Annotated in this window: 15 protein-coding genes and 1 other annotated feature (1 of these 16 cut by a window edge); of the genes, 10 read left to right on the top strand and 5 right to left on the bottom strand. The window is 46.7% G+C overall.

Translation table 11 applies throughout. From position 1 onward, the window contains the following. Nucleotides 1–30: a binding site (T-box leader), on the bottom strand; it reaches 175 nt to the left of the window's first position. Nucleotides 31–82: 52 nt separating this feature from the next. Further along, entirely contained in the window at nucleotides 83–1,258 is a 1,176-nt protein-coding gene (locus tag CN378_RS06470) for an FtsW/RodA/SpoVE family cell cycle protein (RefSeq protein ID WP_098351096.1), read from the bottom strand. A gap of 411 nt (nucleotides 1,259–1,669) precedes the next feature. Between CN378_RS06470 and CN378_RS06465 the strand changes: the two genes are divergently transcribed. Together CN378_RS06465 and sfsA are read left to right on the top strand one after the other, a co-directional pair. Continuing rightward, nucleotides 1,670–2,443 (top strand): hypothetical protein, encoded by a 774-nt coding sequence (locus CN378_RS06465; protein WP_257141037.1) that lies wholly within the window; start codon nucleotides 1,670–1,672, stop codon nucleotides 2,441–2,443. Nucleotides 2,444–2,471: 28 nt separating this feature from the next. Then, nucleotides 2,472–3,197 (top strand): DNA/RNA nuclease SfsA, encoded by a 726-nt coding sequence (gene sfsA, locus CN378_RS06460; RefSeq protein ID WP_098351094.1) that lies wholly within the window; start codon nucleotides 2,472–2,474, stop codon nucleotides 3,195–3,197. Between the two features lie 35 nt (nucleotides 3,198–3,232). On the opposite strand, the gene CN378_RS06455 is transcribed toward sfsA, so the two are convergent. Further along, the gene (locus tag CN378_RS06455) at nucleotides 3,233–3,721 is read right to left on the bottom strand and encodes a BsuPI-related putative proteinase inhibitor (RefSeq protein ID WP_098351093.1); all 489 of its coding nucleotides are present in this window, start codon (nucleotides 3,719–3,721) and stop codon (nucleotides 3,233–3,235) included. Between the two features lie 207 nt (nucleotides 3,722–3,928). Here CN378_RS06455 and CN378_RS06450 point away from each other — a divergent pair, with 207 nt between their 5' ends. The 7 genes from CN378_RS06450 (at nucleotide 3,929) to CN378_RS06420 (ending at nucleotide 10,484) form a co-directional block, all read left to right on the top strand. Beyond that, nucleotides 3,929–5,161 (top strand): ABC transporter substrate-binding protein, encoded by a 1,233-nt coding sequence (locus CN378_RS06450; RefSeq protein WP_098351092.1) that lies wholly within the window; start codon nucleotides 3,929–3,931, stop codon nucleotides 5,159–5,161. After that, nucleotides 5,139–6,002 carry an ABC transporter permease gene (locus CN378_RS06445; RefSeq protein ID WP_098351091.1) on the top strand — a complete coding sequence of 288 codons (864 nt, stop codon included), beginning with the start codon at nucleotides 5,139–5,141 and terminating at the stop codon, nucleotides 6,000–6,002. The genes CN378_RS06450 and CN378_RS06445 overlap by 23 nt, the downstream gene beginning before the upstream one ends. A gap of 154 nt (nucleotides 6,003–6,156) precedes the next feature. Next, nucleotides 6,157–6,810, top strand: a complete 654-nt coding sequence (locus tag CN378_RS06440) for an ABC transporter permease (RefSeq protein WP_257141036.1) — start codon at nucleotides 6,157–6,159, stop codon at nucleotides 6,808–6,810. Beyond that, nucleotides 6,807–7,775, top strand: coding sequence for an ABC transporter ATP-binding protein (locus CN378_RS06435; RefSeq protein ID WP_098351089.1), 969 nt, complete (start codon nucleotides 6,807–6,809; stop codon nucleotides 7,773–7,775). The genes CN378_RS06440 and CN378_RS06435 overlap by 4 nt, the downstream gene beginning before the upstream one ends. A gap of 12 nt (nucleotides 7,776–7,787) precedes the next feature. Further along, on the top strand, nucleotides 7,788–8,447 hold the full coding sequence (locus CN378_RS06430; protein WP_098351088.1) for a TVP38/TMEM64 family protein: 660 nt from the start codon (nucleotides 7,788–7,790) through the stop codon (nucleotides 8,445–8,447). A gap of 15 nt (nucleotides 8,448–8,462) precedes the next feature. Then, a complete protein-coding gene (locus CN378_RS06425; RefSeq protein ID WP_098351087.1) occupies nucleotides 8,463–9,044 on the top strand; it encodes a CDP-alcohol phosphatidyltransferase family protein in 582 nt (193 codons plus the stop codon). Nucleotides 9,045–9,056: 12 nt separating this feature from the next. Further along, complete coding sequence (locus CN378_RS06420) at nucleotides 9,057–10,484, top strand: dihydrolipoyl dehydrogenase family protein (protein WP_098351086.1); 1,428 nt, start codon at nucleotides 9,057–9,059, stop codon at nucleotides 10,482–10,484. A gap of 310 nt (nucleotides 10,485–10,794) precedes the next feature. Here CN378_RS06420 and CN378_RS06415 read toward each other — a convergent pair whose 3' ends face one another. The 3 genes from CN378_RS06415 to CN378_RS06405 form a co-directional block, all read right to left on the bottom strand. After that, the gene (locus CN378_RS06415; protein ID WP_098351085.1) at nucleotides 10,795–11,823 is read right to left on the bottom strand and encodes an NAD(P)/FAD-dependent oxidoreductase; all 1,029 of its coding nucleotides are present in this window, start codon (nucleotides 11,821–11,823) and stop codon (nucleotides 10,795–10,797) included. 15 nt (nucleotides 11,824–11,838) lie between these two features. After that, nucleotides 11,839–12,390, bottom strand: a complete 552-nt coding sequence (locus CN378_RS06410) for a GNAT family N-acetyltransferase (RefSeq protein WP_098351084.1) — start codon at nucleotides 12,388–12,390, stop codon at nucleotides 11,839–11,841. Between the two features lie 125 nt (nucleotides 12,391–12,515). Further along, nucleotides 12,516–13,703: a dicarboxylate/amino acid:cation symporter gene (locus CN378_RS06405; RefSeq protein ID WP_098351083.1), complete on the bottom strand. Its 1,188-nt coding sequence runs from the start codon at nucleotides 13,701–13,703 to the stop codon at nucleotides 12,516–12,518. Between the two features lie 297 nt (nucleotides 13,704–14,000). Between CN378_RS06405 and CN378_RS06395 the strand changes: the two genes are divergently transcribed. Beyond that, the gene (locus CN378_RS06395; RefSeq protein WP_098351081.1) at nucleotides 14,001–15,071 is read left to right on the top strand and encodes a D-alanine--D-alanine ligase; all 1,071 of its coding nucleotides are present in this window, start codon (nucleotides 14,001–14,003) and stop codon (nucleotides 15,069–15,071) included. The last annotated feature ends 54 nt before the right edge of the window (nucleotides 15,072–15,125 follow it).

The raw sequence follows: 15,125 nt of genomic DNA, 5'->3' as shown, positions 1-15,125 counted from the left end.
CAGGACTACTCTCTTCTTCATAGAATGTTCGATATCTAATTACTATTATTTTACACATCCCAGGGATGAATGCAACCTGTAATTAAGAATCTTCTGAAGAAAACATATACGTCTTATGATGAAACCTCATACTGAACACGAGTCCGAGGGCCAGCATATTCCCCATGAGGGAGCTCCCTCCATAACTGATGAACGGAAGGGGGATACCGGTGATCGGCAATAGCTGAATCGTCATTCCGATGTTCTGGAACACATGGAACGTGATCATACTGATAATCCCTGCACACACATAGGCATTGAAAGGTTCTTTAGTGTCGAGAGCCGTCTTGGTCAAATGGTAAATCAGGAGGAAGTATAAGCTGATGACGACACTTGCGCCAATGAACCCGTATTCTTCCCCAATGACACTGAATATAAAGTCGGTATGGTTTTCCGGGATATATACTTCCCGGTCACTGTACCCTTTCCCAAAAATCTGGCCGGAACCAATGGCGTTAAGGGAGTTGATTAAGTGGAATCCTTCTAATTTTGCGTAATTATACGGATCAAGCCAGGCATAAATACGTCCGAATTGATAGGGTTTGACGTTTAAGTACTTTTCCAATAATTGTGGTGCCCAAATCACCAGTGAAAGGATGCCGGCACCTAACACTCCGATAGAAGCATAGATAGGAACGATCAGCTTCCACGTAATTCCTGAAACGAGAATGATCCCCGTCATGATGGCGAGTATCACCAGTGATGTCCCTAAATCCGGCTGTTGCATGATGAAAGCAAGCGGAAGGAGGGTCGTCAAGCCGATTTTAAGCAATAACTGAAAGTCTGTCTGTACTGTTTTTCTTGGATGGAGTTCATGATGGTTGGTAATGATGCGGGCCAGAGCAAGGATCAGGAATGTCTTCATGAATTCTGAAGGCTGTATGGACCCAAGCGGCCCCAGCATGAACCAGCTTTTGGCCCCATTCCGATGAGGTGCGATGCTCTCCGGTGAGATCAATAACAAAACGAGCAAGAAAATTCCCGCGCCGTATATGTACCAGGCAAGCCGCTTATACTGATCTGAATCCAGGAATAAGGCTGCCCCGATAATGATTCCACCCACTACATACCAAAATGCTTGTCTAATGACGAAGTTTGTTCCATATTGTCCTGAGGTCTGGGCGCTGCTGATTCCCATTGCACTTACGATGAAGAACAGCATTAATAAAAAGAGAAGACCCCAATCGATCTTATCAGCAAATCGCTGGCGAGTTTCCATATTCTATTCACCTGAATTTCTAAAGATTTCACATTCCCTAGTCTAATAGAAATGAAGGGAAATTTCTACTCATGACCGGAGAAATTACCGAACTTCTGTCGACATATGGGAGGTACTTCGAATCTATTGTAGAGATGAAGTCAGGAAAATGCTGATAGAAGAGGGGTTGGTTGGAGGAATATAGATCCAAACTACCATTTATTACATAATGGTGATGGTTTCTTCTTCTTGAAGATGCTGATCATTTTAAATGAATACAGCTACTGGTACTGAAATATGACTATTTTCGACAAATCCCTGCGACTTTTGTCATCATTTTGAAATGAAATAGAAAAGAACAACTGAGTTCTATATTTGCTAAAATAGAAAGTATGAACTGTGCACCGTGTTAATCAGATGGAGGGAATGTTCTTGAAGGCAAATAATCAGGTTAAAGATATCATCTATGTTCACAAGAATCCGGATCGTCAATATGTCGTTTCGTACGGCATTCATTTCAATGAGTTTGCAATGAATGCCCGCAAACCCTTAAAGAACTTACTTCTTATAAAGCATCAGTACGAACATGGTGCTTTCAATATACATACCCATATGGAATATGTCGAACAGGACGAAATGAAGAAGATCATGCAGGATGAGGTTCAGAGCTATGGCGACTTCTGCTGGATTGATTTTGAAGAAGAAGTGGGCGTGGATGAATTGAACGGGCAGGAAATCGCCGAACTTCTTTATATGGGTCATATCAAACAGCCTTTGCATCCTCCTTTTTATTCCAAGCTGAATAATCGCTACGCCTATCTTTCCCATGATGACGGCTGGTTCAATAAGGTGTATTACCGGGACTTCGAGGACTTCTATCATATGCTGGGGGCGACCCTTTCTTCCAAGCTCAGCACGGTCAAGGGGGGAAAAGGCCTGTTCGGCATGAAGAAGGAGAAACCCTACCCCGTGATCGGGAAGGAAGTCATCCATTCCTTTAAAGATAAATTAAAAGAAGGAATGGTCATCTCCCTTGAAAAGGCCATACTAAGCAGGGGGAAGATCGAGATTCCCATTTGGGTGATCGGTGATTACTATGACATGGATGAGATGACCGAGGATTATAAACAGATCCGCAAATCACCTGCGAACGGTTTATTATCCTTTGACCGCAAAACGAAGAGCTGGAGTGCTCTGCTTAAATGAGAGATAAAGGAAGCGAGGAGTTGAAGTCTTGGTAGCTATACCATTCCATGACACCCTGGTCCAAGGGGTCTTTCTGGAACGACTCAATCGGTTTGTGTTAGAGTGCGAGCTTCCTTCAGGTTCAATAGAAAAAGTCCATTTACCCGATCCCGGCAGATTGAAGGACTTGCTGGTACCGGGAGGACCGATTTGGCTTCAGGAATCCAAGGATCCAAAAAGGAAAACAAAATGGTCAGCGGTTATGACCTATGATCGCACAAACGATATCTATGTTTCATTAAATACTCAATATCCCAACAGGCTGGTACTGGAAGCTTTACGGTTGGAAATACTTGAGGAGCTGAAGGATTGGCGCCTGGAAAAAGCCGAACATAAGGTAGGAGGCTCGCGCTTTGACTTCCTGCTCACCCATAAACGAAATGATGATACGTTACTACTCGAAGTGAAAAGTGTCACGATGGCCGAGGACGGAATGGGGAAATTTCCAGATGCCGTCACAGCAAGGGGAGCGAGGCATGTAGAAGAGCTGACCCATTTGCAGATGACGGGAAACTATCAAACAGCGGTCTTATTCATCGCCCAGCGTACAGATTTGCGGGGAATCACGTCAGCGTCTGAAATCGATCCCCATTTTGCCCGGGTCATGGAAGAAGCCGCAAACCATGGCGTCCGTTTTTTCGGAAGAAGCTGCAACGTCACGCCTGAACGCATTTCCCTCAATGGATCCATACCTGTATATACAAAAAAGGATTAATCTCACAGTTCCTGTAAGATTAATCCTTTTTATCTCTATTCCACCAACACTTCAGCCGTCGCTTTATAGTCCTGCTCTCCCTTGGCGGTCATCCAGACGGTCAACGTATAAGAGCCGCTCTCAAGCTTAGGAAGGACAATCTTCTGAGAAAACTCTTCCCCCTGCTTCACGGTGATTTCCTGTATCGCCTGGGTATACATTTTATTTTTTGAATCCTTGTATACGACCTCGCCTTTTTCATTTCGAAGTTCGTAATCGATTGTCTGACCCGATGAGAAAACAAAGGTTTTCTCCTGCTCTGTTTGATTTTTCACTGTATATATATAAATATTCTGACCATCACCATCTTGTTTTGTTATTGAAGGTACCATTTCGCCTGCGACAATTCCTTTCTGTACAGAAATATCTTCACCAGCCCCTTGGTCTGTCCCATTTTTCACCGGTTCATTGCTGTTCTCATCAGCCGTTCCACAGCCGGACATCCCCGCCATAAGAATGATTGTGATCATGATCAATCCCTTCACGTTAAAGTCACCTCCTTATCATATTAGACAACGTTTGATTCAAAAGGTTACAAGCCTCACTAAATATGGACACCCAGCGGAATGTGTTCTACTGGTTTCTTTCCCTATCTATTGGGGCATTCAGTTACATATGTAAGGCAGATTACTTTTTTATATTATCCGGTTCAGTACAATAGAATTATACAAAAGCGAAGAGGAGCAAATGGGATGAAAAAATGGTTAGCTATAATCAGCATGATTTCCTTACTAATAGTATCCGCTTGCAGTTCTCCAAATGCAACCGATACAGGGAAACTTCCTGACGGGGATTGGGAGACGATCGCAACGAAAGCGGAAGGGACCAAAGTGAATATGTTCATGTGGGGAGGAGACGACGGGATTAATCGCTATATCGATGAGGTCATGGCTCCCATGCTAAAAGAAAAAAAGAATATTGAACTGAATCGCGTCCCTTTAGATACGACCGAAATCCTTCAAAAGCTGCAAACCGAGAAACGGGCGGGGAAAGAAAAAGGGACGATCGATATCGTCTGGATCAACGGTGAAAACTTTAAAAATGCCAAAGAAAATGATCTGTTGGCAGGCCCTTTCACGGATAAGCTGCCGAGCTATACAACCTATTACGATACAGACAGTGATGCCTTTCAATACGATTTCGGAACGAAAACGGAAGGATTTGAAGCGCCGTGGGGAAAGGTCCAATTCGTCTTTTTCTATAACGATGAAAAAGTGAAGAATCCACCATCCACCTTTGAGGAGCTTAAAACATTCATGAAAGAAAACCCGGGGAAATTCACCTATCCCAACCCGAGTGACTTCACGGGAAATGCCTTTCTGAGACATCTTCTTTATGCGAAAACGGATTCAAATCCCGCCAAGGCCGGATTTGATGAAGAGAAGGCGGAAGAGCTGGGAGCGGATGTCTGGGACGAATTAAACGCCATGAAGCCTTACTTATGGAGGGAAGGAGAGACGTATCCAACCACCTTGACAGATCTTGATAGGCTATACAGCCAGGAAGAGGTGTGGATGACGATGGGATATAACGAAGCAAGAGCGGAGCATATGATCAAGGATGGAGTGTTCCCTGAGAGCACAAAGTCTTTCCTATTGGAGGACGTCGGGTCGATCGGGAACACTCATTTCCTTGCGATTCCTTTCAACAGCCCCAATAAAGAAGGGGCCATGGTGGCGATCAATGAGTTCCTTTCCCCTGAAGCACAGTATGAGAAGCTGAAGCCGGATTATTGGGGAGAGAGCTCACCTATTTCATATGAGAAGCTGGATGAAGAATGGAGACAGAAATTTATGGCGATCGATCGCGGTGAAAGCGTACTGGACGCCTCTCTACTCGAAGAACAATTCATAGGAGAGCTAGATGCTGCCTATGTGGAATGGTTAAAGGAGAACTGGACCCGTGAAGTGGCTGAAGGTCAATAACGCGCTGCTTCTCCTCCCGGGCCTTCTCTTTTTCCTCCTCATTCCCGGACTTGGGATTGTCCTTGCGATTTTTGAGAGTGTAAGTGGCGGGGGAATCATCACATTCGAGCATTACCGTGAGTTGTTTGAACAGGACCGTTTTATCGCATCCGTCCTGTTCAGTTTGACGGTGACGGCCATTTCCACCATCCTCTCCCTTATCATTGGCTTGGGGATCGTAAAGGCCTTCTCTCCTTTGTTAAAGGAGAACAAACATAAACTGCTGGTGTGGATCCCGATGCTTGTACCCCATTTTGTTTGGGCGTATCTCGTCTATCTGCTCTTTAATCAGAGCGGATTTTTCTCGAATGTCGCCGGTATGCTCGGTTTGATTGACGATCGCAGTCAATTTCCGATAATGGTTCAGGACCGGAACGGGGTCGGTATCATAGTGACGTATGTCTGGAAGGAAGTTCCCTTTGTGACTCTGATGCTGTTACCTGTATATGCCACCCTTTCCAAAAGGTATAAAGAGGTCGCTTCGTTATTGGGAGCGGGCGCCTATCAGTCATTCCGGGCAGCGGAATGGCCCTTTATCTTTCCAGTCCTCGTCGAAACCGGGGCGATCCTGTTTGCCTTCATTTTTACCGCCTTTGAGGTTCCGCAGCTGTTAGGGGTGACGTCTCCGCAAATGCTTGCCATCCTTGCATACGACTGGTTTTACAGCGGCAGTTGGAGTGATCGTCCATTAGCGTTTGCCTCACTGGTACTGACAGGTCTTGGGATCGGGATCTTCATGTGGTTCGTTCTTTATTTCACGAACAAGAAACGGATGCACATCACTAAAGGGATAGGGAATTAGAGGTGTTACCATGAGAAAATCGTCGTTTTACAGCATATCCTTCATTCTTTTTATTTTCCCGCTTTTATTTTTGGTCTATAAAAGCTTTTTCGGCGTCTGGGTATGGGGGAGCCCCATTCAACATAATCCAAGCGTTAGAGCGTGGGAGCTCTTGATGAACGAAGGGAAGTTCCTGGATTCCATACGGTCGTCATTGTGGATTGCCATCATCGTATTGGCTCTCAATTTTCTGATTGGTATCACAGGGGGAAAAGTGTTCTCCTTGTCTTCTTTCAAGGGGAAATCAGTGATCGAAGCACTCATGATGCTGCCGCTCTTCATTCCTGTACTGGTTGTCGCCATCGGCCTTCATATTACATTCATACGATACGGTCTTTCAGATCACTGGCTCGGGGTCGCCCTTGTCCATTTGGTCCCAACCATTCCTTACAGCATGAAAATGTTTAAAACTGGTTATGAGCGGATCGGTTCGAAACTCCTCGAACAGTCAACCATCCTTGGAGGAAGCGGCATCAAGCGCCTGTACCACATTGAATTGCCCCTTCTTCTTCCGACCATCAGAAGTGTCTTGTTCCTGACGATCGTCATCTCGCTAAGTCAATACGTCCTGACCGCGATCATCGGCGGGGGGAATGTGGTCACCCTGGCGATGGTCTACTACCCGTTTACCGATACGGCGGATGAAGCGGTCATGGCAGCATTCTCCATCGTGTTCGCCCTTATCCCCATCCTGTTATACATCATTCTTGAAGGGTGTCTGAAATTCATGCTCCCTTATCAGCAAGTAAGAGGGAGGAAGAAGCTATGAGTTCATTTATAGAGATTCATGGAGTAAGTAAAGCATTTAAAGAGAAAGAGATTTTAACAGACGTGACATTTTCATTGGAAAAAGGAGAGATCCTCTCGTTGGTAGGAGCATCCGGGTCGGGGAAGTCAACCCTGCTGCGCATCCTCTCAGGCTTAGAATCTGCTGCAAAGGGAAAGGTGGTAATAGAAGGGAACGATATTTCCTCCGTCAAGCCCCGGAACCGCCCCATAGGTATGGTCTTTCAACAGCCTTTGCTATTCCCTCATATGAATGTTCTTGAAAATGTCATGTACGGGTTAAAGATGAAGCAGGCGAAGAAAAGTGAGAGTAAGCAGAGAGCGAGGGACTATATTGAAAGAGTCGGTTTAGGGGAGTTTATGCATCATTATCCTTCAGAACTTTCCGGTGGTCAGCAGCAGCGGGTTTCCCTTATCCGATCCCTCATCCTGAAGCCGAAGCTTTTGCTTCTTGACGAACCATTCAGCAGTCTTGATCTGCAGCGGAGGAGAGAGCTGAGACAATGGGTCCGGGGCATGCTGAAGGAAGAAGAAACCACGGTCCTCTTCGTGACCCATGACCGTGATGAAGCTTATGAGATGGGGGACCGAGTGGCCGTACTGCACGAAGGACGGTTCCTGCAAATCGGTACCCCGGAGGAAATCTATTACCGCCCGGGAACCCCCTCTGTCGCATCATTCATGAGCGACGGCCTCATCCTGCAGCAAAAGAGGTTCATACACGCTTCTCATCTGCACGTAAGTCCCTCGAATCAGGATCTTCCTCTTCCGAAATGGAAGGGGACAGTGCTGCAGAAGCTGTTTGTAGCCGGAACGGATATCCATGAAATATGGGTGGAGGAGCTGAATCAGAAACTGAAGATGCCCCTTGAAGGGGGCTCTATAAACGACACGGTCTGGCTGTATGCCAAGGAAGAAAACATCCAAACGTTTCACAAAGAGGGATAGGAGGGAAGAACAATGAAGAAGAAAGAAATCGGCAGGATCTTGCTGTTCATCGCGGTATTGTTGTTCCTCATGTGGCTAAGCCGGAACTTCTTTCATGTAAAACCCGGTGAAATCAGGGACTGGATTGTGTCATTTGGCGTTTGGGCACCAATCGTCTTTATGGTCGCCTACACGGTGCGGCCTTTGATCCTATTCCCGGCTTCCGTTCTATCCCTTGCTGCAGGACTCGCTTTCGGTGCTGTGGAAGGCTTTATCTATATTTTCATCGGAGCGCTCGGCGGGGCAACGGTCGCCTATTACGCAGCAAGCTTCCTGGGGGCGAAACTTTTAAAAAGACCATCTCCACGCATGGCGAAAATACGGGAAAAGATGGAGGAAAAGGGCTTCTTCTATGTCCTGCTCTTACGGCTTGTGCCATTTCTGAACTTCGACTTGATCAGTTACCTTGCGGGAATGGGGAAGGTAAGATATGTTCCATTCATCCTTGCCACGGCCATCGGAATTTTACCCGGTACGTTTGGTTATGTCTTTCTAGGGTCAAGCTTGGTAGGAGAAGACCGAACGAATTTATATTTTGCCATCGCATTTTTCTTAGTCATGATCATTGTACCGATCATTTTCAAAAAGAAGATGAAAGCATGGCTTGGGTTATCGGATAAAGAAGATAAGTAAAGGATGGGAACGAACATGTTAGATACGCATGCCCGAAAGTGGGTTCAACCAAGTATAGAGGGAGCGGCACAGCTGTTTCTGAAAAAGGGATTAACGGCCAACCAAGTGACAGTCACAGCTTTCATAGTGGGTTCCACCACTGGACTGGTCTATTACCTTGGATTCCCCATCCTGGCCGTCATCTTGTTATGGCTGTCAGGATTCCTGGACGCAGTGGACGGTACCATGGCCCGATTAACCAAGCCGTCTCCCTTTGGAACCGTCATGGATGTGACCTTTGATCGAATTGTCGAGATCAGCGTCATTCTGGGCGTTGCTTTCCTGCACCCCGATATCATGTGGGCCCTCCTTTTACTGAGCGTGTCCATCATCATTTCCATGACCATTTTCCTTACAGTCGGAGCCGTATCAGAGAAGCAGGGTATGAAGTCATTCTATTACCAGGCTGGACTGGCTGAAAGGACAGAAGGGTTCATCCTGTTCAGCGTCATGATGGTATTTCCATCCATTGTCCTGTGGACGACCCTATTGTTTTTTGCAGTGGAATTGTACACGGGGATCCAACGATTTCTAGAAGCGAAACGACTACTTTCATAAGGAGAGATGAAGATGGATCAATACGATTTAATTGTCATAGGTGGAGGGGCCGGTGGATTGACCGTCGCCTCGGGAGCCGCTTCCCTTGGAGCAAAGGTAGCACTCATCGAAAAAAGCGGCCTTCTCGGCGGAGACTGCCTGCACGTGGGCTGTGTCCCATCAAAGGCCTTCATTCAGGCAGCAAGAGAAGTCTCGACCATCCGGAATGGAAGTGCCCTTGGATTTGAAACCAAAGGTACCGTCGATATGAAAAAGGTGAAAGAAAGAGTCAAGGGCGCCATATCACATATTCAACAGCATGATGATCCCGATCGGTTCCTGCAAATGGGGGTCGATATCTACTTCGGAGGAGCCGAGTTCCTTGATTCTCACACGATTCTGGTGGAGAAAGAAGACAGGATTTCAGGGAAGAGGATTGTTGTGGCGACTGGATCAAGTCCCAACGTGCCGGATATCGATGGCCTGTCCGAAGTGGAATACCACACGAATGAAACCGTATTTGAAGTGGAGGAACTGCCGCAACGGGTTGTGTTCATCGGCGGAGGTCCGATCGGGCTTGAGCTTGCCCAGGCGTTTTCCCAGTTGGGGTCTGAGGCCGTTGTCCTTGAACAGAATGAAGAGATTTTAGTGAAAGAAGATAAGGAAATCCGTGAAGTGGCAACAGGCATACTGGAAGAGGATATTCAGTTTGTGTACGGAGCTGAAATCAAACGGGTTTCAAAGCACGGTAGTGGGCAGAAGACCGTTCACTATATGAAGGACGGAGTGGAGCAATCTGTTGAAGGGGACCTGTTATTCTTGGCAACCGGCCGCAAACCGGGCACAGAATCCTTGAACTTATCCGCTGCCGGAGTGGAAGTGGACGATCGTGGTTTCATTAAAGTGAATGATGAACTGAGAACGAATCATTCCCATATTTTCGCCATCGGAGACGTGAACGGCCGCTACCCGTTCACCCACGGAGCCGGAATGGAAGGAAAGCTCGTCGTCCAAAATGCCGTATTTGGATTGAAACGAAAGGTTTCCTACAATAAGCTGCCATGGACCACCTATACGACACCGGAAATCTTTCATATCGGATTAACCGAAGAAGAGGCCGTGGAAAAAGGAATAGAATATAAAATCTACAAGACGACATTGGACGAGGTCGACCGTTTCGTGGCCGATCACCGAACAGAAGGGCTTGTCAAAATCATCACAGACCCTAGCGGTAAAATACTCGGTGCCCACGCAGTCGGTTCCGGTGCAGGTGACTGGATGCAATCCGTCGTATTCGCCATGGAAAAGGGAAGCAAGATCGGTGCCCTGTCCAATATGGTCTATCCGTACCCGAATCACGCAGCAGCCGTACAGCAGACCGCAGACCTTTATTGGAGAGAGAAACTGTTTGACGGCGTACTGCCTGTGTTGAGTAAGAAATATGTGGAGTTGTTTCGATAAGGATGTTGGTTGGAGAGCGCGACTGCTGATGAGGTGGTCGTGTTTTTTTTGTGGAATATGGAGTGCCGCAATAAACGCCGAAAGTAGCGCAACAAAGTGAAAAAGTGCGGCAACTAATAAAGCTTCATTCATTGGATCATGTCCCGCAACCGACAAATGAGAGTGTTTCTTCATCTCAAATCCAGGGATACTGCATTGAATATGCTAAGCTCTATGAATCTCCCCACCACAGGCACCACCAACACCTGCCACCTCACCCCCCATACTTTCCAATAAACCGCCGATCAATCCAATTCTTCAACCGCCAAGCTCATCCGCTGACCAACGAAAATGAACCGTATGTTAAGAAACCTTGCTTATTTCCAAGGGACATAATCGCCAAATATCGTTTCTGTGGTTCAAATGGAACAATCTTTTTACCCGCCGCTGCACCGGTCAGATTTCTCCACAAAACAGGACCTTGTCGGACAGCCGTGACCCCGTTTTTGGGAAGGTCGGGGAAGTCTTGTGAAGTCGCACAGTCCCCGGTTCCGAATACGTTCGGGTATGCCACTGACTGGAGGTAGCTGTTCACGAGCAGGAAGCCTTTTTCATCTGTCGGCAGCACGCTGCTTCCAAATAGGGGAGGCGCTTTAGGTCCACCTAAGAAGATCACTTCGTCATAGTCAAGGATCTCGTCTTCATCTGTATGCAGTCGAGCACCCTCGATCTTTGTCACCCGCCCTTGGTGCAACTCAATGCCTTTTGAAAGAGCGGCGCCCGTCATCTTTTTGGATGAAAAGGAACCGGCCTTTTCTAAAAGGGGAGAAGAGTGGACCACCACTACGGAGTGGTCGCCATATCCCTTGTCCATTTTCCATGCTTTCAGAGATAAAGCCATTTCAATACTCGCCGCTCCGCCACCGATAAAGACGGTTCTTCGGCAGTTATGCAGCTTTTCGATCTGTTCAGGAAAACGGTAGTTCGGTTTAATGGCTAGATTGTGTTCATGCAAGCCCTCGATTTCCATTGAGTCATTTCTGGAACCGATGTCGAAGGAAACAAAGTCGTATGTGAAAATGTCACCTTTATCTGTCAGGAGATGCTGTTGATCGGGATCGATGGAGAGCACGGTTCTTTCGACAAATTCACAGCCTGAGCTCTCACACAAATTCTTTAAATCAATCCGGGTTTCTTCCAGGGAGTAGATCCCTTCCGTGTATCCCGAAAACATTCCCGAATAGTATTGATAGCGGGAAGGGGAAATGAGAATCCACTTCACTTTTTCTTCTTTGGGGTCTATTTTTTTTACGCAGTGAAGGTGACTATGGCCGCCACCGACCAGGATGATTGTCTTCATTAAGGATCTCCTTTTTTAGAGAGCGCGTTTTTCTTCCCACTCTTCCCGGATCATGCCCATGCGGATGGAATCGTAATAGACGCCATTGTAATAGCGGCATTTTCGCATGCGTCCTTCAAGCTGCATGCCGACTTTTTCCGCGGCCTTCATCATCCGTTCATTTCCTGACCACGTCGTGATGCCGACACGACCGATTTCCTTTGTGGTGAAAAGGTGGTCGATCCAAAGGGATAAGGCTTCGGTTCCATACCCGCCGTTCCAGTAGGCCGGATCATATATGACAATCCCTGCCTCAAGCCATCTGGTTGGCTCGTAGTCCCAGTAATATCCGATGGTTCCGATGATTGTTCCGTCGACCTCGATGATGCGCTGAAATTCATCGCTGCGATTTTTATTCCGGATGGATGACTCTATATACTCTTCAAGGGGAACATACTTATGTTCAAAATAGGGGGCGTCCCACTTTTTCCACTCGGGTGATGGATCACCATAAATATAGTCCCATAGGGCAGGAAGGTCTCTCTCTTCTATTTGTCTAAGTGTTACACGCCGACCGGTTAATTTCAATTCATGAGCACTCCTTTATTATGTTACTATTTCCATTATACAGAAAATATAAGGAATAATCAGAATCGATGATAATAAAAAACAGAGGTCCGTCCCTCTAAAGTGAGGGACGGACCTCTGTAAGCTCAGCTTGCTTTAATAGAAGATACACTAGCTTTCTTCTTTTGAGTAAGTTTGTCTACGATGGATGTGATGGCACCGTCCCCCGTTACGTTACAGGCTGTTCCGAAGCTGTCCTGTGCAAGGTAAAGGGCGATCATGAGGGACGTCATAGTCGGTCCGAATCCGAGCATCGTTTCAAGTAATCCGAGGGCTGCCATTACAGCTCCCCCTGGAACGCCGGGTGCCGCGATCATTGTGATGCCGAGCATCAAAATGAACGGGAATAGTTGAGTGAACTGAAGTGCTTCACCCTGGATGAACATGACCGCCATGGCGCAGCTGACAAGGGTGATGGTACTTCCTGATAAATGAATCGTTGCAAGAAGCGGGACAGAGAAGTCGGCGATCCGTTCTCTGGAACCGATTTTCTTGGAACGTTCAAGGGTCACCGGAATGGTTGATGCAGAAGACTGTGTTCCGAGTGCCGTGAAGTATGCCGGAAGCATCCCTTTCATCATGGATAGCGGATTTTGCTTTCTCAGTGTACCGGCAGCTGTATATTGAATAACTAAAAAGATAAGATGTAAGAGAATGATCATGACAAAGACTTTCGCGAATACAGACATAATGGCACTTACCTGTCCACCCTGCGTCATATTGGCGAAGATTCCAAGAATATGAATCGGCAGGAGTGGGATGATGATTTTTTCAATGACAAGTTCAATGATGTTCCTGAATTCATCCATGCCCTTTTGGAGGGTGTCCCCTTTAATGGCGGCCATTCCAAGTCCGATGGTGAACGCGATGAGAAGTGCCGACATCACGCCCATGATAGGAGGCATGTCCACTGAGAAGAATCCTTTGAGGAGAGCTTCTTCGGGATTTTCAAATGATTGGGACGTTTGATTTGCGAGTAAAGTTGGGTAAATAGACTTCGCAACCGTAAAGGCGAGTAAACCCGCAAGCACCGTCGAACCATATGCGAGAGCAGTGGTCAATCCAAGGAGTTTCCCTGCCCCTTTACCCATGGAGCCGATTCCCGGAGCGATAAAGCCGATGATGATCAGCGGAATCGCAAACCCAAGGAAATTACCGAATAATCCATTGAATGTAGCGAAGATTTTAACAAACCATTCTGGTGCATATGCTCCGATAACAATACCTAACGCAATACCTAAAAGGATCTTAGGCAGTAAACCGAACTTTCTCATCTGGGTGTCCTCCTTGAAAATACAAATGTTTTTGATAGGAGGATTATACACCTTGCAGAGTGATATTTTAATAGGTTTTCAAAAAGGCGGAATCTTAAGTGTATTCAGAATAATAATGGTAAAAGTGTCGCCGGACTGGTTTTCACTTGCATACATATATAATGGGCGGTTCCTCGAATGCCATTTGAATCAAGACCAATGTGGTAATTTTTATTTTCAAAGGAATCATTCTTTCCCTTTCCGGTGAAAGTGATAAAATAGAAACATCTATTGTGAATATTGGAGGTAACGAAATACATGAAAACGAAGTTATGTTTACTGTACGGCGGTAAATCCGCTGAACATAATGTATCCTTGCAGACAGCCAAGGCCGTAATCGGTGCCCTGGATCTAAATAAATATGAAATCCATCCTATTTTTATCTCGACGGAAGGGCAGTGGATCAAAGGCCCGGAGCTCGATGCACCCGTTGATGATGTGAAAGCATTGCAGTTCAAAGAAGGAGAAGAGATCGCCCCTAATGCATTGAGTACATCCATTGCTCCTTCTGAATCGGAAGGCTACGACATGATCTTCCCATTGCTTCACGGACCGAACGGCGAAGACGGGACGGTTCAAGGGATGCTTGAGCTCCTGAATCTTCCGTATGTCGGAAACGGCGTCCTCGCTTCATCGGCCGGAATGGATAAAGTCATCATGAAGAACTTATTTGCTCAGGCGGGCATTCCACAAGTCAACTACACGTGGTTCATCCGCAGCACATGGAAGGGGAACCCGGAAGCCGCTTACAAACAAGTGGAAGAGGAGATTGGTTACCCTTGCTTCGTGAAACCTGCCAATCTTGGTTCATCTGTCGGGATCAGTAAGTGTACGTCCCGTGAAGAATTGGATAGGGCTTTCTCTGAAGCGTTCCAATTCGACCGCAAGATCATCATCGAGGAAGGCGTGAAGGCCCGTGAAATCGAGCTTGGCGTCCTTGGAAACGACCAGCCGGAATGCTCGGTGGCAGGTGAAATCGTACCTAAGAAAGATTTCTATGATTACAAAGCGAAATACGAGGATGGGGATACAGCCCTCATCATCCCGGCTGAGGTAGAGGGAAGCATTTACAACGAAATGAAGGAAATTGCGATTCAATCGTACAAAGCACTTGATTGTTCAGGGCTTGTGCGTGCAGACTTCTTCTTGACGGAAGATGGTCAAATCTTTATGAATGAAGTGAACACAATGCCCGGCTTCACGCCATTCAGTATGTTCCCTCTTCTTTGGAAGCACACGGGAGTCGATTATCCTGACTTGATCGGGAAACTCGTGGAGCTTGGCCTGGAACGCTATCAAGACAAACAGACCATTAAACATACGATGTAGTCAACCAGGGACTGACCAGAGGATTCACCGTCTAAAGGCAGTCCCTGTTCATTT

This window comes from Bacillus sp. AFS015802, from assembly GCF_002561455.1.
In the GTDB taxonomy this organism is placed as follows: domain Bacteria; phylum Bacillota; class Bacilli; order Bacillales; family Bacillaceae_B; genus Rossellomorea.
This window is presented reverse-complemented; position numbering and strand designations above follow the sequence as displayed.